The following is a 23277-nucleotide window of genomic DNA, read 5'->3' on the forward strand; positions in this document are numbered from 1 at the left end:
TGACCACGGGTGCGGAACCCTCCGCCCCGGGCCACGCTGGTGTCATGACCGGAACCATCGAAGAGGGAGCCGTCGAGACCCGGGGGGACACGCAGGTACGGCACTGGCTGCTGCGTCTTCCCCAGCCTGTGGACGAGGTCTGGGCGGCGATGGCCACCCCCGAGGGACTCGTGGGGTGGCTGGCGCGTGCGGAGGTGTTCGAGCCGCGCCTCGGCGGGGCGGTCGACCTGCGTGGACTGGGCACCGGCCGGATCACCGCCTGGGACGTCGAGCGGGTCGCCGAGTACACGATGGAGAGCCGCGGCCGGGTCCGGTTCCACCTGGAGCCCGCGCCGCCGGACGACACCGGCACCGGCACCGGCACCACCGTCCGGTTCACCCACGAGTACGAGGGCGACTACGAGCCCGGCCCCTGGCGGATCCGCTTCGAACGGCTGCTGACCCTGCTGACGGACTAGGGCGTGACGGCGCTACGACGGCGGCAGGCACTCCTTCGCCGGCGGCTTCCCCTCCGGCCAGGCGATCTTCACGAAGCGGGCGCGGGACTCGGGGGTCAGCTGCACGATCGGTACGGCCTTGTCGTACGGATTGCCGTGGGCGTCCAGGCAGATCCACCCGCTCGCCCCGTTCACCCGCAGCTCCCTGCCCTTGACCTGCGGCCACTGGAGCCCCACGTCCGCCAGGGCCGGGATCCTCCCGGTCGGTGACGCCCCGCGAATGCCTCGCACGGCGAGCCGCATGGCGTCATGGGCGATGATCAGCTGGCCGTCGTCCAGGGCGATCGGGCCGACGGGACCGACCGGTTCCTTCGTGGCGCCGGCCAGCAGCGCCCGGAGCGCCTTCGCGTCGGCCGCGGCGCCCCCGGTTTTCGCGGAGTCCTTCAGCCAGGCGTCCGGGTGGGCGAGGGCCGTGTAGCGCACGGTCAGCAGCGGGTCCTTGAGGGCGGCCGGGTCGAGGTCCTTGTCACCGGCGAGGTAGGAACCCTCGTCGCCGGTGAGCACGGTGAACCGGCGGTCGTGGCAGCCGCGTTGGCCCAGCGTGTTGATGAACTGGCGCAGTTGGGTGTGGCGCCCCGCGAAGAGGACGGTGTCGGTACTGGCCGGCGTGTTGCACAGGATGTTGGTGATCTGCGCGAAGACGTTGGAGGTGCTGCCCTCCTTGCTGCGGTCGGCGGGCGGCGTGAAGGGCTGGGCCTCGTAGCGCGAGCCTGTGAGCATCTTCTCGAAGGACCCCTGCAGCGTGCGCGTGTACGGGTCGCCCGTCCGGTCGTAGACCAGGAAGGCGTTGACGGCCGAGACCTTGGCGAACGAGGCGAGGGCGCGGGCCTCGTCCGTGTTGGTGGGGGAGACGCGGGCGAGGCCGGGGAAGGGGTCCTTCCCGTGCTGCCCGTTGGCGAGGTCGTCGGCGGTGATCGAGCTCCCTATCACCGGGATGCCCCGGGCGGTCAGCTCCGCGACGGCCTTCTTGTTGTTGTCGGTGCTCTGTCCGACCCCGGTCACCGCGCGCAGCCGGTCGGGTCCCTTCGCCATGCTCTCCAGCCGGTCGACCGTGTACTGCCAGTACGTACCGGTGGAACCGGGGTTGGCCAGCACCAGGCGGATCTTCGGCTTCAGCCCGGTGGTGTCGTGGTTGGCCTGGTACTGGGCCAGGTAGGCGCCCTGGAGTTCGTGCAGCACGTCGCCCAGGTTGTCGGCGTCGGTCGCCGTGAACGGCTCCAGCAGGGCGACGGTGACGTAACTGCCGGGCTCCAGACGGGCGTTCTCCCGGTGGATCGCCCGTACGGTGTCGGCGAACTGCGGCCGGCCGAAGGCGTACGTGGACCACGAGACGCCCACACATTCGCCGCTGCCCTCGGGCTGGACGACGCCCGGTGCGCAGGACCGATTCTCCTTGGTGGCCGTCATGCCGCCCCAGACGCCGAGGCCCGTGAGGGCGGCGGCCAGCGTCAGCGCCACGTACCGGCGGAAACGGATCTCCCAGACGTCCTCGCGCAGCCACCGCCACCAACGCGCCATCATCGGTCCCCGTCCCCTGTCATCACTGCCCCCCGGTCCCGTTCTCGTCGTCGTCCGGGACGCGCAGAGGGCGTCCGGCCAGCGCGTGCGACGGCCACTCCCGCGAGGCCCGCCACAGCAGCGGGTTGCCCGCGGGCCGAAGGTTCGACAGCTGCTCCAGTTCGAAGCGGAGCCGCTCACCCACCTTCGGGTCCGGCAGCACCAGCGGATCGGTCAGCTGCCAGACGGCGTGCAGCAGCCGTCGTACCCGCAGATGCAGTACGGCGTCCACGCTGTCCGGCGGCCGCTGGGCCGCGTCCGTGCGGCCGAGCGCGATCGACGCCCGGTCGTCGTGGCCGGCGGGGTTGTCGGCGTCCCGGCCGTCCGGGCCGTGCGCGTGGTAGTACGGCGCGGACGCGATGAAGAGCAGCGTCGCGAGCCAGCTCCTGGTGTCGGTGCGCGGGAAGGTGTCGCGCAGGTGCGCCACCGCGAAGTCCGCCTTGCCCAGGGCGAGTTCGTGGTGCAGCCGGTAGCGGTCCCGGTCGGGGAGTTCCCCGTCGCCGTAGTGGTCGACGAGAGTGCGGTGCACGGCCCGCCACCGCTCGTGGTCCGGGTCGTCGTGGTGCAGGCGCAGCAGGAGCAGCGCGCGCAGGAACGGATCGCCCACGAACTGCCCGGCGACCGTGGGCAGGCCCTCCCGCGCCAGCCGCTCCTCCAGGTCGAGGACGCCCGAGGCGCCGAAGTCGTCCGGGAGCTGGACCTCCGCGAGGGCGCACGCCGAGTCGCGGTCGTGGGCGGCGGCGAGCACGGTCAGCTCGTCGAGCCGGCCGCCGGGCACCAGCCGGTCCAGCAGTTCCAGATAGGTGGGGCGACCGTCGTGGTCCTCGTGGACGACGACGTCCGCGGTGAGCAACGGGCCCAGCGAGGTGGCTCCGCGGGGCAGGTTCTGCCGGGCGGACTCCGCGAGCAGGGTCACGCCGAGCGGGCTGCCGCCGGTCAGCCGGTGGGTCGCGTGCGGCAGGTGCGGCGGCACGTCCAGGCCCTGGGCGGTGCCGCCCAGCAGGTGCAGGGTGTCGTCCGGGGTCAGTGGCGGCAGCGAGACGAGCAGTGCCCGCGAGGACGGCGAGGTACCCGGCTCCCAGCCGGTGTGCCGGATCACCTCGGGGAGGGTGCGCCGGCCCGCGTTGCGCAGCGCCGGGTGGGTGTCCCCGCGCAGGGCGGCGAAGAAGACGACCTGGTCGGCGATGCCGTCGGCGCGGTCGCGCAGCACGGGTTCCAGCAGGCCGAGGCCGGCCGGCTCCCGCATGTTGTCGATCAGTACGACCGGGCGGCCCAGCCGGTGCGAGCGCTGCATGACCCCCGCGTACGCGTCGTCGAGATCGGCCAGCAGGGCCCGGACGAGATGGCGTTCGGCGTGCGTGCGGGAGTCGCCGCCGGCGCGGAAGTGCGCGGAGAGCAGGATCAGTCCGAGCTTGGCGTTGCCGCCCGCGTTCGGATAGTCGCGGTACCAGGTGGCGGCCCTGCGCAGTCTGCGGTGGGTGGGGGCGATCCCCTCGGCGAAGGCCTCCAGGGTCGCCTCGATGATCGGCTCCACCACCGGGCCCGTACTGCTCATCGAGGCGATGAGCTTGGCGACGACCTTGCTCACCCAGCGGCCCGCGAAGCCCGACAGCCGTGAGCCCGTCTCGTTCAGGAGCAGGATGCGCTCCGCCTCCTGCCGGATGCGCGGCACGTCGCGGTCGCTCCAGCCGCCCGCCGCCACCGCGAGCAGCCCGGAGGCCAGCCGCGGGAAGCCGATCCGTCCGGCGCCGGTCACCGGCTCGGCGAGCTGCTCGGCGATCGTGGTGAGCGCCTGCCCGACCGGTGACCAGGACTCCGCGGGCCGCTCGGGCGCGGGAGCGGTGAACTGGCGGTCCTCGCCGTCGACGAGCGCGACCGGCGTATGGCCGCGGTAGGCGTCCCGCAGCTCGCGCAGCACCGCGCTCCTGCCCAGGCCCCGGCCGCCCGTGAACACCACGAAGGGCAGTTCCTTCGCATGTTCGACGGGGGCCGAGCGCAGTTGGTACGGGCGCAGCCCGACGAGACGTGAAGCGAGACCGGGCGGGTCGGTGTCGAACAACGCCCCGCGTCCGTGCAGCCCTCTGTGCACCGCATCTCCCCCTGGCGCGGTCCGGTCCTGCCTGTGCTGCTGTGAGGTGTATCAATACCAGTGTAAAAAGGGGGAGTTGCTTCGGACTAGGGTGTGTGATGTCCGTTTGGTTACGGAATTCGTCCGCATCCTTTCCGGCGGCTAGCCCACAGTGATCGAATCGAGCTTGTTCCGCAGGTACGTGTGGGAGTCGACCGGCGGGTACGCGACGCGCCCCACCGGAGCGGGTACGGACTCCACCACCGTCCCCGGCGTGCACTCGCCGAAGTAGACCAGCGACATCAGCTCCTCGGCGGGCGCGTCCGCGGGCGGCGGCAGTACCCGGTGCCGCCCCGAACGCCACCGGTCGCCCGTCCAACGGGCCATCAGATCACCGATGTTGACGGTGAAGGCAGTGGGATCGAAGGGTGCGTCCCGCCAGCCGTCCTCGTCCGTGAAGACCTGCAGCCCGCCCTTGCCCGCCTGCCGGTCGAGCAGGGTGACGGTGCCGAAGTCGGTGTGCGGGCCGATACGGAACTGGCCCGGCTCGGGCGCGCCCACGACCTCCGTCCCCGGATACCAGTTGATGTTGAAGCCGTAGGTCGGGTGGTCCATGTGCCGGGTGAAGAAGTCCGGTTCCAGGCCGAGCGCCTCGCCGAGGAGGGCGAGGAGGTGGTTCTCCAGTTCGCCCATCCGGGCCAGGTACTCCTCGCACAGCTCCCGCAGCCCGGGGGCTTGTGCCGGCCACACGTTGGGCGCGTACCACTCCGCGTTGGTCTCCGGGTCCTCGAACGGTTCGTGCGTCGCGAAGGTCAGCGACTCCTTGAGGTCCGGCGGGGTCTCGGTGCCCTCGGCGTACCCGTTGGCCTCGGCGCCCGATCCGAGCCAGCCGCGTCCGCCGACCCGGGCGGCGTACGGCTGTTTCGTCTCCGTGGGCAGGACGAAGAAGGCGCGCGCCGCCGCCCGGATCCGGGCGCGCAGGGACGGGTCGACGCCGTGGCCGGTGACGAGGAGGAAGCCCGCGGTCCGCAGGGCGTCGTCGACGGTACGGGCGATCCGCGCGCGGGTCGCCCGGTCGCCGGACAGCCACGGGCGCAGGTCGACGGTCGGGATACGGGAGCGGGCCGGGGGCTCCGCCCGGCGGGGGGCCCGGGGATCACTCGCCTCACTCGCCTCACTCACCGATGTCCTCGTTCCACAGGGCCGGGTTCTTCTCGACGAAGTCGCGCATCATGGCCGCGCACTCGGGATCGTCCAGCCGGACGATCTCCACACCGTGCCCGGCCAGCCAGTCGTGGCCGCCGTGGAAGGTCCCGGCCTCCCCGATCACGACCCGGGAGATGCCGAACTGGCGGACCAGACCGCTGCAGTACCAGCACGGCGACAGGGTGGTCACCATGGTCGTACCGCGGTAGGTCCGCCGCCGTCCGGCGGCACGGAAGGCCGCGGTCTCCGCGTGCATGGACGGGTCGCCGTCCTGGACGCGCCGGTTGTGGCCGCGCCCGAGGAGGGTGCCGTCGGCGTCGTACAGCGCGGCGCCGATGGGGATGCCGCCCTCCGCGAGCCCGGCGCGGGCCTCCTCGACGGCGGTGGCGAGCCACGCGCGGGCCCGTGCCGGGTCGACTGCCTGATCGATGCGCTCCATGACTCCACTCTCCTGTGGCCGGAGCGCGAGGGCAACGCGCGAAGGCCCTCCCGGCGCCCGGACCCGGCCCCGGACGGACCGTCAGCGGCAGTGGCGCGCGTACTGCCGGGCCAGCGCGCGGAAGGACTCCTTCGGCTCCCAGTGCCATCCGGCGGCCTCCGGAGCGCCGGGCCGACGGTCCTCGACCGCCTTGACGAGGGAGTAGCTCGCCGTGTCGAGGTCGTGGCGCGGATCGCGGGGGCGGTGCGGGGCGTCCGGGGTGACGAAGGTGTACGCCATCGCCGAGTACAGGCCCATCGACTCGAACACCGACAGCACGTCCGTCAGATACGCGGCCTGCGCGCGCTCGCTGCGGACGACGCCCTCCTTGATCTCCGGCGGCTCCTTGCCGTAGTCGACGACGTCCCAGCCCATGCCGCCGCGCTCCGGGGCGCCCTCGAAGGTGCAGCAGCCGAACTCCATGACGGCGACGGGCTTCCCGAACCGGGTGTACCGGGCGAGATCGCGGACGTAGGCGTCCCGGTGCCGGAAGAACCCGTAGTAGTCGAGGCCGACGAGATCGAAGAGGCCCCAGTCGACGTCCTCGTCCTGAGCGGCGGCGTACGTCAGCCGTCCGCGGAAGACGGAGCGGCCCACGCCCGCCGCCCGCGCCGTGAAGCGGTGCAGACGCCGCGCCGTCGTCACGGGGTCGAACGTGCCGTTGAGGAGGTTCTCGACGCGCTCCTGGGCGTTGGCGCCGGGCACGATCCCGGGTACGTACAGCACGAACTCGCACCCCACGCTGAGGTGCACCCCGGCCCCCTGCCGGCGCAGCCGCTCCGCGCACCGGCCCGTCTCGGCGAGGTGGTCGAGGATGTCCCGTTCGGGCACGTCGCCCAGGGTCGGTTCGAGCCAGACGTGCAGACCCCGCTCGGCCGCCTCGGTGGCCGTGGCGGCGAGCCGTTCGACACCGTCGCCGGTGACCTTCACGGAGTTGGCGTGCAGGTCGTGCGCGAGCGCGCGCAGATCGCCGCGCATCCGCCGGGCGCTCCACCCCGTGCCGGGCGTCTCCCCGTCCGCCACCTCGTAGACCGCGCCCCGGTAGGTCAGTTCCCGTCGGTAAGCCGTCGCCCCGGCCCGCCCCGCGGGCAGCACCGCCGCCGCCGTCCCCGCCGCGGCCATCCCCAGGAACCGTGCCCGGCTGATCCCCTGCATCGCGCCTCCCCGTGTCGTCGTCCCGACCCAGTCTGGGAAGCGGTCCGCCGCGGCGCCGTCCGCCGATGGTCTACGGGCGGCTGCCGAAGGTATGAGCCGGGGCGGGACGCGTAGACCATCGGCACGGGTGGCGCGCCGGCGCTCTCCGGCTACTCCCGCTCCCTGCGGGCCAGTACGAACGCCTGGGGCGTGTTCTCCCGCACGTCGGCCTCGCGGACGAGACGCGCGACCTCGACGAGCCCGGCGGCGCGCAGCAGTCCCGCGACGCGTTCGGGCGGGAAGCGGTGGACGTCGAGGTCGAGGTCGTGCCCGTACGCGTGGTCCAGGTGCACCCGCTCGTCCCCCACCTTGTAGGCGAGGAGGAGATGGCCGCCGGGAGCCAGTACGCGGTGGAACTCACCGAAGAACAGGGGGAGTTCCTCCAGCGGCGTGTGCACGGTGGAGTACCAGGTCAGCGCTCCGGCGAGTGCGCCGTCCGCGATGTCGAGAGCGGCCATGGTCCCCACCTCGAACCGCAGCTCCGGATGGCGGCGGCGGGCCACCGCCACCATCCCCGGTGACAGATCGATCCCGTACGCGTCCAGCCCGAGCCCGTCCAGATACGTGGTCACCCGCCCCGGCCCGCACCCGAGATCCGCGACCGGCCCGCCCCCGCCGTCCCTCACCTTCTCCGCGAAGGCCCCGAGCATGGCCCGGTCGAACGGCTTGTCCGCCAGCTCCGTCCTGAGCAGCTCGGCGTAGTCGTCGGCGACGGTGTCGTACGACGCCCTGGTGGCGTCAAGGCGAGAGTCCATGGCGGCGGACAGTAGCCCGAGTCACTGACAACCCTTCCCCAACCGCGGGCGCCCGCCCGGCCGTTCGTCAGTCCCGGGGCTCGTCGTCGGACTTGTTCAGCCGCTCCCGCCGCCGCAGCTCCTCCTCGCGGCGCTGCAGGTCGGCCTCCCAGTCCTTCAGGAGTGCCTCGTCACGGTCCGGCCGCTCGGCCTTTTCGGTCCTGAGGGAGTCGAGGAACTCCGGGTTGTCGTCGGGGGCGACATACGGCGCGCCCTGTTCGCGACGCCATCCGGTGGCCGCGGCGCCCGCCGGGCCCCCGCGGCGCGTCCGGCCCGCGACGAGCCAGGCGACCGGTCCGACCAGTACCTCGCCGAAGAGCAGGATGATGATCACCCACACCACCTTCGGCAGACCGCGGACCTCCTCCTCGGGGGTGTTCAGACAGTCGATGAAGGCGTAGATCCACAGCGCCAGGACCAGCAGGAAGGGCAGATACCTGAGCATGGCCGAACGGTCCCCCAGTGAGCGACGGCGGGGCGGCACAGGGCCCCGGTGACGCGGCCAGGGTAGCGGTTGGCCCCACCGGGGCGAACCGGACCGGCCCCGACCGCCGGACGGGGCGGCCGCCGCCCGCCCGGCGACGGTGGGGCGCACGCAGCCGCCCAGGGGGCCTCGGCGATACTGGAACGCATGGCTTACGACGATCTTCGCTCCCTGCTGCGGGCACTGGAGCGCGAGGGTGACCTCAAGCGCATCAAGGCCGAGGTGGACCCGTACCTGGAGGTGGGGGAGATCGTCGACCGTGTGCAGAAGGCCGGCGGCCCCGCGCTGCTCTTCGAGAACGTGCGCGGTTCCGCCATGCCGCTCGCCATGAACGTCTTCGGGACCGACCGGCGCCTGCTGAAGGCCCTCGGGCTGAAGTCGTACGGCGAGATCTCCGACAAGATCGGCGGACTGCTCAGGCCCGAGCTGCCGCACGGATTCGTGGGGGTGCGCGAGGCCTTCGGCAAACTCGGCGCGATGGCCCACGTACCGCCGAAGAAGGTCAAGGAAGCGCCGGTGCAGGAGGTCGTCCTGCGCGGCGACGACGTCGATCTCGACGCGCTGCCCGCCCTCTTCACCTGGCCCCAGGACGGCGGCTCCTTCTTCAATCTCGGGCTGACCCACACCAAGGACCCCGAGAGCGGCATCCGCAACCTCGGGCTCTACCGTCTGCAGCGCCACGACAAGCGCACCATCGGTATGCACTGGCAGATCCACAAGGACAGCCGGAACCACTACCAGGTCGCGGCGCGCAGGGGGGAGCGGCTGCCCGTCGCGATCGCCTTCGGCTGTCCCCCCGCCGTGACGTACGCCTCCACCGCCCCGCTGCCCGGTGACATCGACGAGTACCTCTTCGCCGGGTTCATCCAGGGCAAGCGGATCGAGATGGTGGACTGCAAGACCGTCCCGCTCCAGGTACCCGCGCAGGCCGAGGTGGTCCTGGAGGGGTGGCTGGAGCCGGGCGAGACGCTGCCCGAGGGGCCGTTCGGCGACCACACCGGGTTCTACACGCCGCAGGAGCCCTTCCCGGCGCTGACCATCGACTGCGTGACCATGCGGAAGCGGCCGCTGCTCCAGTCCATCGTCGTGGGCCGGCCGCCGACCGAGGACGGCCCGCTGGGCCGGGCCACCGAGCGCTTCTTCCTGCCCCTGCTGAAGATCATCGTGCCGGACATCGTGGACTACCACCTGCCCGAGGCGGGCGGCTTCCACAACTGCGCGATCGTCGCGATCGACAAGAAATACCCCAAACATGCCCAGAAGGTGATGCATGCCGTCTGGGGCGCCCACATGATGTCCCTCACGAAGCTCATCGTGGTCGTCGACTCGGACTGTGACGTCCACGACCTCCACGAGGTCGCGTGGCGGGCCCTGGGCAACACCGACTACTCCCGTGACCTCACGGTCGTGGAGGGTCCCGTCGATCACCTCGACCACGCCTCCTACCAGCAGTTCTGGGGCGGCAAGGCGGGTATCGACGCGACGAGGAAATGGCCCGAGGAGGGCTACACCCGGGACGGCGGCTGGCCCGAGATGGTGCTGTCCGACCCACAGACGGCAGCGACGGTCGACCGCCGCTGGAAGGAGTACGGGCTGTGAGTTCAGCTTCCGCGGCGCTCCCGCAGCCGGGCCGCACCAAGGCGTTCCTGCGCCTCGTCATGATCGAGCACTCGGTGTTCGCGCTGCCCTTCGCGTACATCGCCGCGCTCACCGCGATGTACGAACTGGACGGGAACATCCACTGGGGACGGCTGTTCCTGGTCACCGTCGCGATGGTCGGGCTGCGCACCTTCGCGATGGCGGCGAACCGGATCATCGACCGCGAGATCGACGCCCGCAACCCGCGCACCGCCCACCGCGAGCTGGTCACCGGCGCGATGAGCGTGAAGCACGCCTGGACCGGCGCGCTGGTCGCCCTGGTCTTCTTCCTGGGCGCGGCGGCCCTGCTGAACCCGCTCTGCCTGGCGCTCGCGCCCATCGCCGTGATCCCGATGGTGGTGTACCCGTACGGCAAGCGGTTCACGAACTTCCCGCAGGCCATCCTGGGTCTCGCGCAGGCGATGGGGCCGATCGGCGGCTGGCTGGCGATCACCGGCGAGTGGTCCTGGGACTCGGTGATCCTGGGACTCGCGGTCGGCGTCTGGATCGGCGGCTTCGACCTGATCTACGCCTGCCAGGACGTCGAGACGGACCGCGAGGTCGGCGTCATGTCCGTACCCGCGCGCTTCGGCATCCCCGCCGCCGTCCGGGGGGCCCGGGTCTGCCACGCCGTCACCACGGCGCTCTTCGTCTGGTACGCCCTCGCCACCGGCGCCGGTGCCTTCTTCTGGTTCGGCCTGGTGATCGTCGCGGGCGCCTTCCTCTACGAGCACAGCATCGTCAAGCCGCACGACCTGTCCCGGCTGAACCGCGCGTTCTTCAGTGTCAACGGGTTCATCGGCATCGCTCTGTTCGTGTGCGCCCTGCTCGATCTGCTGGTCCGCGGGCTCACGGTCTGAATCCCGTCAGTCGCCGGATACCCTCGACACCATGAAGCCAGGACAGACGCAGCGCCGGCCTTGGATCGTGGGGGTGTCCGGCGCGTCCGGTACGCCGTACGCCGCCGCCGTGCTGCGTGCGCTGCTGGCGGCGGGCGAGAGCGTGGACCTGGTCGTCAGCAGGGCCTCGCGGCTCACGCTCCTCGACGAGACCGGGCTCTCCTTCCGCGACGCGCACTGGCGGGACGACCTGCGGGAATGGCTGGCGCGGGGCGCGGACGGCAAGCCCGGCACCTTCGACGCCTTCGAGGGGCACCTCGACGCCGTGCGGCACTGGAGCGCGGGCGACCTGGCGGCGGGACCGTCCTCGGGTTCGTACCCCTCCAAGGGCATGCTCATCGTGCCCGCCTCGACGGCCTGTGTGGCGGGAGTCGCCCTCGGTCTGTCGAAGGACCTGCTGCAGCGCGCCGCGAGCGTGACCCTGAAGGAGGGGCGCCGGCTGGTCGTCGCCGTACGCGAGACCCCGCTGAACGGGCAGACGCTGCGGCACCTGGTCTCCCTGGACGACGCGGGCGCGACCGTACTGCCCGCCTCGCCGGCCTTCTACGCGGGCGCCACGCACATCCAGGACCTGGTGGACTTCGTCGCCGGGCGGGTGCTGGACGCGGCGGGCGTCGAACACCGGCTGTACCGCCGGTGGGAGGGCGAACTCGGCGGTGGCTCCCGCGCGACCTGAGCACCGGCGGCAGTACCTCCCGGCAGCACCCGGCACCGCCTCAGCACCACCTCGACACGACCGAACGACCTCGCACGACTCAGCGGACTCGCACACTTCAGGACTCACACACTTCAGCGGAAGGCTAGCGATCGCATGGACGCGGTGGACAGGCAGCTCATCCAGGCCCTGAGAGAGAACGGCAGAGCCTCCTACGCCGAGCTGGGGCGCCTCGTCGGTCTGTCGGGGCCCAGCGTCACCGACCGCATCAACCGGTTGGAGGCGGCCGGGGTCATCACCGGATACCGCGCCACCGTCGACTCCGCCTCGCTCGGTCTCGGCGTCACCGCCCTGATCGGCATCTCGCTGTCCGACGCGGCCGACCACGAGGACGTGGCCCACCGCATGCGGGACCTCGGCGAGATCGAGGACTGCTGGTTCATCGCGGGCGACGACTCGTTCATGCTCAAGGTGCGGGCGAGCGACGTGGACGGCCTGGAGAAGACCATCCGGCGGCTGTCGGGAACGAAGGGCGTCTCCAGGACCCGTACGACGATCGTGCTCTCGACGAAGTGGGAGAACCGGGTGGGGGAGCTGCCCGAGGAGGAGTAGGACCCGGTTCCGCGGCCGCCGGGGACGCCTCGTGGCCGACCCGGTGGTACTCGTACCGCCGGTGGTTCCTCGCACCCGCCGGTGGTACCTCGTCGCCGGCGGTTCCTCGTGGTCGGCGGGGGCCAAGTGGTCGCGCCCGTGCACCTCATGAGGTCGCGCGGGCGTTCGGGGTTTCGGCCTGCCGGATTTCCGGGAGTGCCATGATGGGGCGTGCAGGATCTTCACACCTGCGCGCCGGAGACTCCGACGCCCGACAGCAAGGAAGCCGACATGGCCACTGGAACCGGAACCACCTCTGCCGACAGCCCCGCGGCCCTCTACGGGCCGGTGTCGCTCGGCCTCGGCATCGTCGCCCTGATCGCCGTGGCGCTCTCCGGCTTCATCGGAATCGCGATCCCGCTCCTGGCCGGCAGCCTCGCCGTCACCTTCGGCATCCTCGGCCTGACCCGCGGTCCCCACCGGGGCCGGAGCGTCATCGGACTCGCCACCGGCTCCGTGGGCGTGCTCTACCCGGTCTTCGCCATCATCGCCTTCGCTTCCTGACGCCGCCGGTGCGGTGGGGAGCCGGCCTCGCCGTGGCCCGTCCCGCGGCCGCGCAGCGCTTCGCCCCGCCGTCCGGACGGTCGGCGGGGCGAAGCGACAGGGCCCGAGTCGACCCGCGGCACCCGGTCGGTGCGCGGCGGACCCTGTCCGTAGCGAATTCCTCGGCCTTCCTGGGGAGTTCTCCGGCCTGGGTCAGTTACCGGACACCCGGCCGCCGGCGAACCAGCCCCCGGGCCTTACGCGACACAGGGCTCGCGTCGTCTCCGCGGCGGGATGACATCGTCCTGCGCGCAGCCCGGATGGGAGCAGAGCAGGCCATGGGCGAGCACCGACAGCATGGCGGCCTGCAACCGCGTCTCCTGCCCCAGCTTCTCTATGATCCGTGCGATGTGCGCCTTCACCGTCCGCTCCGCGATGCTCAGCTCGCGCGCCAGCTGCCGGTTGCCCAGCCCCGTGCCGAGCAGCAGCAGGACTTCCTTCTCCCGCCCTGTCAGCCTCTCCAGCCTCGCTGCCCAAGAGCCGGAGGCCGGATCCCTCTCGGACCACTGGTAGGGACATGACGGGTCATTCGTGTGGTGCGCGTAGGACCGCTCAAACATTTCGGTCCTTCCTGATCCCGCGTTTCCAGCAGAGCCCCGTGCCCTGGTTGCTGCGGTGATCTCTGTCAACGTAGCACCGGGCACTGACACGGGCACGTCAGAAAATGGCGACTCCTTCGGGTGTCTCGAGGGAACTGTCCGGAGAAGCAATTTCTGCCAACTTCTTTGATTCATAAACTTGTTGTGCGTAATCGGAGTCCCCGAGCAGCCATGGCATAAGTAGTTGTGCGGCCTGCCGGGGAATGCCTCTCGGCGCTCGGGCAGGGGAGGGCATAGGCCCATGCGTCGAACAGGGTTCGGTTGAGGCGTTCGACCGCGACGGACCCGGGCGAGGCGGTGCTGCGAGTAAACGGCGCCACGCGGGTCGGCGACCCAACCGCCGCTCTGTCGGGAGGTGTTGGAATACTCATGACCATGGAGTACCCCCGTCGATCGATGGTTCTGGCCCTGGTCCTGCTCGCCCTCACAGCCTGCGCTCCCCAGCGCCAGTCCGGCGGCTCCCCGGCCTCCATGCTCGACAGCATTCCGGTGGCCGATCGCCGCTCCGCGCCCGATCTCAGCGGTGCCACCCTCGACGGCTCACCTGTTCACCTTGCCGACTATCGGGGCAAGGTCGTCGTGCTCAACGTCTGGGCCTCCTGGTGCGGTCCCTGTCGCGCCGAGTCACCCGAACTCTCCCGCGCGCAGGAGCACTTGAAAGCCGAGGGAATCCAGGTGCTGGGGGTCAGCACCGACGCGGACAGGAGCAAGGGCCGCGCCTTCCAGCGCGAGCACCATCTCGCCTATCCCAGCCTCCACGATCCCAGCCACCGGCAGTTGTCACGGTTGCCGAAGGGCTATCTGTACCAAGCCCTGCCGTTCACGCTCTTCATCGACCGCCGGGGCAGGATCGCCGCCACCTATGTCAGCACCCTCACGGAAGCCGACGTGCGCCGCGTCACTGCTCCGCTGTTGCGCGAATCGGTGCGCTGACCTCCCGGAAGGCCACCTCCCCGAGGGGCAGTTCCCTCTGGGACACCTCCCTTCCGGACGTCGCGCGCCCCGCCCGGGCAGCGCTACTTTCGATGTCGCCGGGAGCCGAACGGGCCCCCGGGCAAGGTGAGTCGATGGTGGGGAGGGAGAGGCGTGCGGTCCATCAGGCGTCCGGAGCGATACACCTCGCGCGCTGCTTCACCGGCGCGACGAGGTGGCTCATCTCGACCAGTACGGCATCGGTCTCCCGTACGTCGTCGGAGATCGACACCTCCACCGCGGGCCGCCTTCCATAGGTGACCAAGTACTTGCGCCCGTCCCGCGACTGAGCCTCTCTCAGCACCCAGTCCACACCGTCGACGGTCACACACATGTCAGTGGTCGGCGCCGGCGGATACAGGCCGCACCGCAACTCCACCGCCCCTCGGCCCCACGCGGCGAGCCCCTCGTACGAGACCCGGTCGCGCTCGTTGCCGGCCAGGCTCGACGGATAGTTCCCGGCGATCCGCGCGCACTCCGGCGTGTCCGCCAACGGGCCCTGCTCGAGGGCGAACACCGGCGAAGTCACCTCACGTGCGACCAGAACTCCTCCTGTCACCAGTGCCGCGAGGGCCAGACCGACAGAAGCCCAGGACCTACGGGACCAACCGTTCAACACCAACAACCCTTTCGCAAAAGGAGAAAGCATCATGCGCGAAGCCATTCGCGGCCTTGTCATCGCCGGAGCGGTCGCAGCCGCCGCCGCAGCCACCGTAGCTCCCGCCACCGCCGTCACGGCCGCGGCGACCACCGCGAAACCTGCGGCCGTCAGGTCCGCCGCGGCCTACACCAACGTCCGCCTCGAAAAGGTCTGGGGACCCACTGGCCGCTGCCTCTCCATGAAGGGGAGCACCGGGACCGGTGCCCAACTCACCCTTCAGAAGTGCAACGCGGACTCCACACAGAAGTGGACCCTGAAGGGCAATTCCAGCGGCGTCTACACCATCAAGAACAAGAAGTCCGGCAAGTGCCTCGGCATCAGGAGCAGCGCGGCCGGCACGCGCGTCACCCAGCACCCCTGCAACGCCTCCGCCAAGAGCCAGCAGTGGGTCCTGGGCAGCAGCCGGATCATCAGCAAGCAGGCGAACAAGGTGATCACTGCGAAGAGCAGCGACGCCAACACCTACCCCGTCATCGACAAGTACAGCTCCGCGAAGCGCAAGCAGCAGGAGTGGGGCCTGTCCTGACCGCGAAGGCGTCGGGCGCCACTCTCGTGGGCCCGTCAGCAGGGCGAGGTGGCCGCGGCCGGCGGCACAGAAGATGACGAAAGGGAAAAACTGATGTATCTCTCGCGTTCCGTCAAGATGGCAATGCTGACGGTGGCCCCCCTCATGCTGGTCGCCACCGGGTTCGACGCGTCCGCCTCCGCCGGACAGGACCCACGGCCGGGCGCTGCGGCGTTCTCCCTGTCCGCGCTGTCCTCCGACTCGCTGAGCGACGTGTCCGGCGTCAGTGCGAAGAGCGCGGTGGGCAGGACGCTTCAGGCGCAGGGGTTCGGTGTCCTGCGGGCCGCCTCGGGAGAGACGGCGGTCGTCGACACCTCTCTCGCCCGCGAGGGCATCACCTCGGCGGCCGGCAAGGACTTCGTGACACTGTCCTGGAAGGGCTATGAGAAGGGTGCCCGCTACGTCATCACCCGGGACGGCAGGAACGTGGCCGCCCTGGCCGCGGGCGTCACCTCCTTCCGCGACACGCACGTGAAGCCGGGCGCCGGGTACCACTACCAGGTCGTGCCGGTGCTGCCCGAGGGCGGCGCCCCGCAGGCCCGGCTGTACGGCGTGCGGGTGTCCGTGCCGGCCTCCGGCTCGCTGACGGGGCTGCGCGCGCAGGCGGCCGAGCGGGCGACAGCCGCGGCCGTGGCCAGGACGTCCACGGTGACCTGGTTGGGCTTCATTCCGCAGAAGAAGGTCAACGCTCCCCCGGCGGGCTGTGACTACGGCACGAACTACCAGTTCGGCGGCGACGGGCACTCCGACTTCAACTGGAAGTCGGACAAGTACCGCTTCGCCCTGAACGCGACCGTCACGTGGAACACCAAGAAGGTCGTGGCGAACAAGCACATACAGGCCAGTCACGTGTACCTGAAGAGGACCGGCAGGCTCGTCGCCCAGAAGACCGCCAGCGCCCGGAACACCTACGCCAAGAAGCTGGGGTCGAGCAGCAGGAGCGTGGACGTACGGATGGTCGTGCACGCCACGAACCCGTTCTGCAGGGGCCTGGGCGGAGTCAAGGGTGCCGCGGACGGGGCCCTGACGATGAACCTGGCCACGAGCGGCAACTACGCCATCCGCTCCGGCAAGCACCGGCTGTACCCGAACACCTACATCTACATCTACGACGGCGGGCGCGTCACCGACGTCGTCACGCGGAGGTACGCCAGCACCGCGTGCCTGATCGGTTCGGTCGCCTGCCCGGAGGCCGACCTGACCGGCTACTACGGTCGGTTCTGACCCTGCCGTGAGGTGAGCAGGGGCCACCCGGCGACAGGACCCGGGTGGCCCCTGCTCACCCGGAGTGACGGTGGCAGATCTTCGCACGTTGCGCGCCCCCTCCCGCGGCCCCGCCGGTCCCCTCCGGCGGGGCCGTGAACCGGCGGCGACCTGCCTGGGCGTACGGTTGGGGGGTCTGTCGGAGAAAGGTGTGAGCATGGATGTCGGGCTCAAGCGCGAGCTGGAGGACAAGGTCCGGGCCGGTGAGCGGCTGACCCGCGAGGACGGCATCGCGCTCTACGAGTCGGACGATCTGGCCTGGCTGGGCGGGCTCGCCCACGAGGTGCGCACGCGGAAGAACGGCGACGTCGTCCACTTCAACGTCAACCGTCACCTCAACATGACGAACGTGTGCACCGCGTCGTGCGCCTACTGCTCGTTCCAGCGCAAGCCGGGCGAGAAGGACGCGTACACGATGCGTATCGAGGAGGCCGTCCGCCTCGCCAAGGCGATGGAGAACGAGAACCTCACCGAGCTGCACATCGTCAACGGCCTGCACCCGAACCTCCCGTGGCGCTACTACCCGCGCTCCCTCAGCGAGCTGAAGAAGGCGCTGCCGAACGTCTCGCTGAAGGCGTTCACCGCGACGGAGATCCACCACTTCGAGACGATCTCCGGCATGTCGGCCTCCGACATCCTGGACGAGCTGATCGAGGCGGGCCTCGAGTCGCTGACCGGCGGCGGCGCGGAGATCTTCGACTGGGAGGTGCGGCAGCACATCGTCGACCACCGCACCCACTGGGAGGACTGGTCGCGCATCCACCGCCTCGCGCACTCCAAGGGCCTCAAGACCCCCGCGACCATGCTGTACGGGCACATCGAGGAGCCCCGCCACCGTGTCGACCACGTCCTGAGGCTCCGCGAGCTGCAGGACGAGACCGGCGGCTTCCAGGTCTTCATCCCGCTGCGCTACCAGCACGACTTCGTGGACATGAAGGACGGAAAGGTCCGCAACAAGCTCCAGGCCCGCACCCAGATGGCGACCGGCGCCGAGGCGCTGAAGACCTTCGCGGTCTCCCGCCTCCTGTTCGACAACGTCCCGCACGTCAAGGTCTTCTGGGTCATGCACGGCGTACAGACCGCGCAGCTCGCCCTGCAGCACGGCGCGGACGACATGGACGGTTCGGTCGTCGAGTACAAGATCACGCACGACGCGGACAACTACGGCACCCCGAACAAGCTGACCCGCGAGGATCTGCTCGACCTGATCCGCGACGCCGGCTTCCGCCCCATGGAGCGCAACACCCGCTACGAGATCATCCGCGAGTACGACGGACCGGACCCGGCGCGCCGGGAGGCCCCGCAGCCGATGCGCGTGTGACGTACCGGCGCGCGCCGGCCGCGGTCCGACGGAGCGACCTCTGCGGTTGAGGGGCTCTGACCTCGATGTTCTAGCCTGGGTGACCGTGCCACTGACGTTCACCCTCTTCACCGAGGACACGAAGCCGACCCCGGCCCTGCCCGACCAGTTGCTCACGCTCTGGACGGACGTCACCAACGCGGGCGGCGCGGTCGGATTCGTGCCGCCGGTGACCCCCGCCGACATACGCCCCCGCGCCGAGGCCCACCTCGGCGCCGTGGCCGAGGGCCGCACCCGGCTCCTCGCCGCCTTCACCGCCGACGGGCGGCTCGCCGCCACCGCCTTCCTCTCCTTCAACGACCACCCCCTGATGCGGCACTGGGCCTGGCTCTACACCGTCATGGTCGACCCCGCGCTCCAGGGCCGCGGCTACGGCGCCGAGCTGCTCCAGGAGGCCGAGCGGCAGGCCCGCGACCTCGGCCTCGACGCGCTCCGGCTCACCTGCCGGGGCGGGGAGGGGCTGGAGCGCTTCTACGCTTCCTGCGGCTACAAGGAGGTCGGCCGGGTGCCCGAGGCGATACGCGTCGCACCGGGCGACGACCGGGACGACATCAGCATGCTGCTGCCCCTGCCGCGCGGTGAGTGAGGCCCCCCTGAGTGATCCGCACTCCCGGCGTGCTTCACTGGACGGTGCCCTTTGGGAACGTTCGAAACGGATTCGGAACGGAAGAGTGGATTGACATGGGCCGCTACACGCTGATGCGCCTCGGTATCTTCGCAGGCTGCCTCGTGGTCGTCTGGGGCCTCGTCTACTCGGGCATCGCGCCGCGCGGTCTGGGCGACTCCAACTACATGTGGGTGGTCCTGCTCGCCCTGGTGATCTCCGCGCCGATCAGCTTCGTCGTGCTGCGCAAGGAGCGCGACCGGGCCTCCGCCCAGGTCGTCGCGCGCGTGGACCGCGCCCGGGCCAACCTGGAGCAGAACCGCAGCCAGGAGGACCACGCGGACGACGCCGCCCGCGGCGCGCAGAGCCAGCCCTCCTGACACCCCCGCACCGCCGGCCGCGCGGCCGGGGACCCCGGCTTCCTCGGCGCCGGTCCGGCGGCGGCCGATCGTACGCTTGCCCGTATGGGTGCTGTGAAGAACAAGCGGATGCCGCGTGCGGTGCGTGAGCAGCAGATGCTGGACGCCGCTGTGCGGACCTTCGGGCAGCGGGGATACCGGGCCGCGTCGATGGACGAGATCGCCGATCTGGCAGGCGTGTCCAAGCCGTTGGTCTACCTGTACCTGAACTCGAAGGAAGACCTGTTCACCGCCTGCATCCGGCGTGAGGCCGTGGCACTGACCGCGGCGGTGCGCGCGGGCGTCGGACCGGGCCTGACCGCCGACCGCCAACTGTGGGAAGGCCTGCGGGCGTTCTTCACCCATACGGCGCGGAACCCCGACGGCTGGTCGGTGCTGCACCGTCAGGCGCGCACGCACGGCGAGCCGTTCGCGGCCGAGGTCGCCACGATGCGCGAGGAACTCGTCGCGTTCGTCACCCAGTTGATCGTGGTCGCCGCGCGCGAGGCGCATCGCGATCCGTCCCTGCCCGCACGCGAGGTCGCCGGGCTCGCCGAGGCCCTCGTCGGTGCCGCGGAGTCCCTGGCGGCCTGGGCCAACGCCACGCCGGGCGTCTCCGCGAAGCAGGCCGCGGCGACCCTGATGAACTTCGCCTGGGCGGGCCTGGGCGACCTCATGGACAACCGCCCCTGGTCGCCGCCGCCGTTCGACGACCGGGAGCAGACCCGCCCCGGCGCGGACCTCGCCACGCCTTAGACCCGGTCAGGGTCTCCGGGGTGCACCTCCCCGGTGAGGTGCCGGCGGACCGGGTTGCCGCCCGGGGCGCGGAGTTCGAAGGCGGGGCCGTCGGCGGCGTAGGTGACGGTGCCCGGCAGGAGGACGGGGGCCTTGAAGTCCGCGCGCACGTACACCGGTCCCTGCGGTCCCTGTTCCGCGAGGCAGCGGGCGACGGTCCACATCCCGTGGGCGATGGCTCGGGGGAATCCGAAGAGACGGGCGGTGAACGGGTGCAGATGGATGGGGTTGCGGTCCCCGGACACGGCGCCGTAGCGGCGTCCGACGTCGCCGCCGAGACGCCATTCGGCGCGGGCGGGCAACGGGCCCCTCGCCACGCCGGCGTTCCTGGACGGTGACGGTGCCGGTTCCGGAGCCGCTGAGGGGGAGCCCCCGGTCGTCCGGTGCCGTGCCAGGTACGTACTTCTCGACGCCCACACGAGTGCGCCGCCCGCTCTCGCCTCGGTCACGACGAGGGCCTCGGTCCCGCGGCGGTGCGGTGCCAGTCCCTCGGCGTACACGGTGAGTTCGTACGTCTCGGTGGCGTCGGGCGCCCGCCGCTGCCTGATCTCGATCGACGTGTGCACGAGCCCGAGCAGTGGCAGCGGGAAGGGACGGCTCGCCATGACCCGCATGGCGAGCGGAAAGCCGAGGAGGTGCGGGTACGTGATCGGGAGCGCGTCCGAACCAGTGGCGAAGCCGCAGATGCGTTCGTAGCCGGCCAGGTGGGCGAGGTCGACGCGCAGGTTCTGGAGGACGAGGCGGGCCGGGGGAACGGGTGCGTTCGGGCGGGGGCGCTTGAAGGGGGAGAGGAGGGCGCCGCGGACGAGGTGGGGGGTCATGGAGGGCATGTGGCGGTCGGCCATGGTCCAACTCCCCTGCGGGGACGTAGATTTACTCCAGAGTAAGTTACCCAGGGTAAGGCTACGTTACGGATCAGAGGCGGCTCGTCATTCGCCGATCGGACCGGCGCCGTGGTCATGCTTTTTCAGCCCGTCCGGCGCTTGAGGACGAGCCCTTCGGGCGGATGCGGGGGTCCAGGGGGCAGAGCCCCTTGGCGGGGTGCGGCGGCGGAGCCCCGCGGGGGTTCGGGGGCGCGGCTCCCGGCGGGGTCTCCGGGCGGAGCCCCCGTGGAGGGACGGGTAGGGGCGGCGGGGGCGAAGGAAAGGGCTACCTCGGGTAACTCGCACCTCGCCCGCCCCAAACACCCACAAACCCCACACCCCGGCCCCGTACGATCCCGCTCACCCCTGCCTCGCATGAACCCCCCACCCTCCAGGCCCGTATGAGGCTTCGGCCCTCGGACCGACCTGGTCCCGGCAGACAAAGGAGTCGCCCCGTGCCCAGCCCGTACCACTCCCCGCCCTCCCTCGTGGAGCCCGAGATCAGGCGGTTGGACGGTGTCGTGCGCGAGGTGTCCGTGCCGCCTCTGGTCGCCCGGGTGACCCACGGCTCACTCGCCGACATCCCGTTCGACAACGCCACCGAGGCCCCCGGGGAACCGGTCCTCAGCCGCAAGGACTCCGACGGCGGCTGGCAGGACGTGACGGCGGCCGAGTTCGCCGCCCAGGTGCTGGCGGTCGCGAAGGGACTGATCGCCGAGGGCCTGGCACCGGGCGACCGCATCGCGATCATGGCCCGGACGACCTACGAGTGGACGCTGCTGGACTTCGCCGCCTGGGCCGCCGGGCTCGTCACCGTGCCCGTCTACCCCACCTCCTCCGTCTTCCAGGTCCGCTGGATCCTCCAGGACTCGGGAGCCGTCGCGCTCGCCACGGAGACCGTGGCCCAGGCGTCCGCACTCGGCCCGGAGCGCGACCGGATCCCCGACCTGCGGCACATGTGGGTCTTCGAGAAGGGGCACGTGGAGCGGCTGGCCGAGCGGGGCCGGGACATTCCGGACCAGGAAGTCGCCGTACGCCGGGGCGTGCTGGGCCCCGCCACGCTCGCCACGCTCATCTACACCTCGGGCACGACCGGCCGCCCCAAGGGCTGCGCGCTCACCCACGGCAACTTCTTCGCCGAGATCGACAACGCGATCGAGCTGCTCTACCCGATCTTCAGGACCAAGACGTCGGACGCCGCGTCCATGCTCCTGTTCCTGCCCCTCTCGCACGTCTTCGGACGGATGGTCGCGGTGGCCTGTCTGCGGGCCCGGGTACGGCTGGGGCATGCGCCGAGCCTGCGCACCGAGGACCTGCTCGCCGACCTGGCGAGCTTCCGGCCCACGTTCCTGCTGGCCATCCCGTACGTGCTGGAGAAGGTGTTCAACACCGGCCGGGCGACGGCCGAGAAGATGGGCCGCGGTGCGTCCTTCGACCGGGCGGCGCGCATCGCGTGCGGCTACGGCGAGGCGGTCGAGGCCCGGCAGCACGGCACCGGCCCCGGTCCCTCCCGCTCCCTGCGGGCGGCCCGCGCTCTCTACGATCCGCTGGTCTACCGGCGTATCCGCAAGGCGCTCGGCGGCAGGGTCCGCTACGCGATCTGCGGCGGCTCCCCGCTCGGCCGCCGCCTCGCCGCGTTCTACGCGGGTGCCGGTATCGAGATCTACGAGGGCTACGGCCTGACGGAGGCCACCGCGGCCGCCACGGTCACGCCCCCGCTCAAACCCCGGCTGGGAACGGTGGGATGGCCGCTGCCGGGCACCCGGGTACGGATCGCGGGCGACGGCGAAGTGCTGCTGAGCGGCTCACAGATCTTCCGCGGTTACTGGGATCCGCACGCGGGCGGAGTGGTCGACGCGGCTCCCGACGGCTGGTTCGCCACCGGCGACATCGGCGAGCTGGACGACGGGGGCTATCTGTCCATCACCGGCCGCAAGAAGGAGATCCTGATCACCGCGGGCGGCAAGAGCGTGGCCCCCGCGCCGCTGGAGAACTGGCTGCGCTCGCACCCCCTGATCGCCCAGTGCATCGTGCTCGGCGACCGCCGGCCCTACGTCAGCGCCCTCGTCACCCTCGACCTCGACGGCATCACCCACTGGCGCCAGATGATCGGCAAGCACCCCGTGCCACCGGAGCTGCTGGTCGACGATCCCGAACTGAACGTCATCATCCAGCGCGCGATCGACGAGGCCAACAAGCTCGTCTCCCGCCCCGAGTCCATCCGCCGCTTCGCCGTCCTTCCGGTGGACTTCACGGAGGAGGCCGGCCATGTGACCCCCACCCTGAAGCTCAAGAGGGCCGCGATCGAACGCGACTTCGGCAAGGAGATCGAGAGCCTGTACCTGAAGCCGTGAAGCCGTGAAGCCGTGAAGCCCTGAAGCCGTGAGGTCTGGCGCCGGGACGCCGTGGAGCGGCGGGGGATCCGGCGGAGCGGCGGGCGGCGGGAAAGGCAGGAGCCCCGCGACCGGCTGGCGCGGGGCTCCTTGGGTACTGCTATCCGTTCCGGATCAAAGCATTGGGCTCATGGAGCCGA

General features: G+C 71.0%; 24 protein-coding genes. 14 read left to right on the top strand and 10 right to left on the bottom strand.

The genetic code is table 11. The features are described from left to right. Positions 1–44 precede the first annotated feature (44 nt). The gene (locus HEP85_RS23040; RefSeq protein WP_168529467.1) at positions 45–458 is read left to right on the top strand and encodes a hypothetical protein; all 414 of its coding nucleotides are present in this window, start codon (positions 45–47) and stop codon (positions 456–458) included. Between the two features lie 12 nt (positions 459–470). Here HEP85_RS23040 and HEP85_RS23045 read toward each other — a convergent pair whose 3' ends face one another. From HEP85_RS23045 to HEP85_RS23075, 7 genes are all read right to left on the bottom strand, one after another. Continuing rightward, positions 471–2015 carry an ABC transporter substrate-binding protein gene (locus HEP85_RS23045; protein ID WP_211118244.1) on the bottom strand — a complete coding sequence of 515 codons (1545 nt, stop codon included), beginning with the start codon at positions 2013–2015 and terminating at the stop codon, positions 471–473. 22 nt (positions 2016–2037) lie between these two features. After that, positions 2038–4143, bottom strand: a complete 2106-nt coding sequence (locus HEP85_RS23050) for a hypothetical protein (protein ID WP_168529470.1) — start codon at positions 4141–4143, stop codon at positions 2038–2040. Between the two features lie 141 nt (positions 4144–4284). Beyond that, positions 4285–5235 carry an isopenicillin N synthase family oxygenase gene (locus HEP85_RS23055; RefSeq protein ID WP_248002511.1) on the bottom strand — a complete coding sequence of 317 codons (951 nt, stop codon included), beginning with the start codon at positions 5233–5235 and terminating at the stop codon, positions 4285–4287. 61 nt (positions 5236–5296) lie between these two features. Then, on the bottom strand, positions 5297–5767 hold the full coding sequence (locus HEP85_RS23060) for a nucleoside deaminase (RefSeq protein WP_168529474.1): 471 nt from the start codon (positions 5765–5767) through the stop codon (positions 5297–5299). A gap of 81 nt (positions 5768–5848) precedes the next feature. Further along, positions 5849–6961 (bottom strand): abortive phage infection protein, encoded by a 1113-nt coding sequence (locus HEP85_RS23065; RefSeq protein ID WP_369657810.1) that lies wholly within the window; start codon positions 6959–6961, stop codon positions 5849–5851. A 149-nt stretch (positions 6962–7110) separates the two neighbouring features. Continuing rightward, entirely contained in the window at positions 7111–7755 is a 645-nt protein-coding gene (locus tag HEP85_RS23070; RefSeq protein ID WP_168529478.1) for a class I SAM-dependent methyltransferase, read from the bottom strand. Between the two features lie 67 nt (positions 7756–7822). Continuing rightward, on the bottom strand, positions 7823–8239 hold the full coding sequence (locus HEP85_RS23075) for a PLD nuclease N-terminal domain-containing protein (RefSeq protein WP_168529480.1): 417 nt from the start codon (positions 8237–8239) through the stop codon (positions 7823–7825). 186 nt (positions 8240–8425) lie between these two features. On the opposite strand from HEP85_RS23075, the gene HEP85_RS23080 reads away from it, so the two are divergent. The 5 genes from HEP85_RS23080 to HEP85_RS23100 all read left to right on the top strand — a co-directional run bounded on the left by HEP85_RS23080 (position 8426) and on the right by HEP85_RS23100 (position 12625). Continuing rightward, positions 8426–9877 carry a menaquinone biosynthesis decarboxylase gene (locus HEP85_RS23080; RefSeq protein ID WP_168529482.1) on the top strand — a complete coding sequence of 484 codons (1452 nt, stop codon included), beginning with the start codon at positions 8426–8428 and terminating at the stop codon, positions 9875–9877. Then, complete coding sequence (gene mqnP / locus HEP85_RS23085) at positions 9874–10776, top strand: menaquinone biosynthesis prenyltransferase MqnP (protein WP_168529484.1); 903 nt, start codon at positions 9874–9876, stop codon at positions 10774–10776. The genes HEP85_RS23080 and mqnP overlap by 4 nt, the downstream gene beginning before the upstream one ends. A gap of 31 nt (positions 10777–10807) precedes the next feature. Further along, entirely contained in the window at positions 10808–11491 is a 684-nt protein-coding gene (locus HEP85_RS23090; RefSeq protein ID WP_168529486.1) for a UbiX family flavin prenyltransferase, read from the top strand. Between the two features lie 135 nt (positions 11492–11626). Further along, positions 11627–12082, top strand: coding sequence for an Lrp/AsnC family transcriptional regulator (locus HEP85_RS23095; protein WP_148009934.1), 456 nt, complete (start codon positions 11627–11629; stop codon positions 12080–12082). 270 nt (positions 12083–12352) lie between these two features. After that, positions 12353–12625, top strand: coding sequence for a hypothetical protein (locus HEP85_RS23100; protein WP_168529488.1), 273 nt, complete (start codon positions 12353–12355; stop codon positions 12623–12625). A 236-nt stretch (positions 12626–12861) separates the two neighbouring features. Here HEP85_RS23100 and HEP85_RS23105 read toward each other — a convergent pair whose 3' ends face one another. After that, positions 12862–13224 carry a helix-turn-helix transcriptional regulator gene (locus HEP85_RS23105; RefSeq protein WP_168529490.1) on the bottom strand — a complete coding sequence of 121 codons (363 nt, stop codon included), beginning with the start codon at positions 13222–13224 and terminating at the stop codon, positions 12862–12864. A 408-nt stretch (positions 13225–13632) separates the two neighbouring features. Here HEP85_RS23105 and HEP85_RS23110 point away from each other — a divergent pair, with 408 nt between their 5' ends. Beyond that, positions 13633–14196, top strand: coding sequence for a TlpA disulfide reductase family protein (locus HEP85_RS23110; RefSeq protein WP_248002044.1), 564 nt, complete (start codon positions 13633–13635; stop codon positions 14194–14196). A 163-nt stretch (positions 14197–14359) separates the two neighbouring features. Here the strand turns inward: HEP85_RS23110 and HEP85_RS23115 are convergent, their stop codons facing one another. Then, positions 14360–14914, bottom strand: a complete 555-nt coding sequence (locus HEP85_RS23115; protein ID WP_329289628.1) for a DUF3515 family protein — start codon at positions 14912–14914, stop codon at positions 14360–14362. Between HEP85_RS23115 and HEP85_RS23120 the strand changes: the two genes are divergently transcribed. From HEP85_RS23120 to HEP85_RS23145, 6 genes are all read left to right on the top strand, one after another. Continuing rightward, positions 14886–15422: an RICIN domain-containing protein gene (locus HEP85_RS23120; RefSeq protein WP_168529494.1), complete on the top strand. Its 537-nt coding sequence runs from the start codon at positions 14886–14888 to the stop codon at positions 15420–15422. The genes HEP85_RS23115 and HEP85_RS23120 overlap by 29 nt on opposite strands. Before the next feature lie 93 nt (positions 15423–15515). Next, positions 15516–16685, top strand: a complete 1170-nt coding sequence (locus HEP85_RS23125; protein ID WP_168529496.1) for a hypothetical protein — start codon at positions 15516–15518, stop codon at positions 16683–16685. A gap of 196 nt (positions 16686–16881) precedes the next feature. Beyond that, positions 16882–18045 (top strand): aminofutalosine synthase MqnE, encoded by a 1164-nt coding sequence (mqnE, locus tag HEP85_RS23130; protein WP_168529498.1) that lies wholly within the window; start codon positions 16882–16884, stop codon positions 18043–18045. An 85-nt stretch (positions 18046–18130) separates the two neighbouring features. Beyond that, on the top strand, positions 18131–18670 hold the full coding sequence (locus HEP85_RS23135) for a GNAT family N-acetyltransferase (protein ID WP_168529500.1): 540 nt from the start codon (positions 18131–18133) through the stop codon (positions 18668–18670). A 95-nt stretch (positions 18671–18765) separates the two neighbouring features. Next, positions 18766–19068 carry a DUF4229 domain-containing protein gene (locus HEP85_RS23140; protein ID WP_168529501.1) on the top strand — a complete coding sequence of 101 codons (303 nt, stop codon included), beginning with the start codon at positions 18766–18768 and terminating at the stop codon, positions 19066–19068. 84 nt (positions 19069–19152) lie between these two features. Beyond that, positions 19153–19842 carry a TetR/AcrR family transcriptional regulator gene (locus HEP85_RS23145; RefSeq protein WP_168529503.1) on the top strand — a complete coding sequence of 230 codons (690 nt, stop codon included), beginning with the start codon at positions 19153–19155 and terminating at the stop codon, positions 19840–19842. On the opposite strand, the gene HEP85_RS23150 is transcribed toward HEP85_RS23145, so the two are convergent. Then, a complete protein-coding gene (locus tag HEP85_RS23150) occupies positions 19839–20726 on the bottom strand; it encodes a MaoC/PaaZ C-terminal domain-containing protein (RefSeq protein ID WP_248002045.1) in 888 nt (295 codons plus the stop codon). The two genes, HEP85_RS23145 and HEP85_RS23150, sit on opposite strands and share 4 nt — an antisense overlap. Positions 20727–21199: 473 nt before the next feature. Between HEP85_RS23150 and HEP85_RS23155 the strand changes: the two genes are divergently transcribed. Then, the gene (locus tag HEP85_RS23155) at positions 21200–23098 is read left to right on the top strand and encodes a long-chain fatty acid--CoA ligase (protein WP_168529505.1); all 1899 of its coding nucleotides are present in this window, start codon (positions 21200–21202) and stop codon (positions 23096–23098) included. The last annotated feature ends 179 nt before the right edge of the window (positions 23099–23277 follow it).

It is taken from the genome of Streptomyces sp. RPA4-2 (genome assembly GCF_012273515.2).
Taxonomy (GTDB): Bacteria; Actinomycetota; Actinomycetes; order Streptomycetales; family Streptomycetaceae; genus Streptomyces; species Streptomyces kaempferi.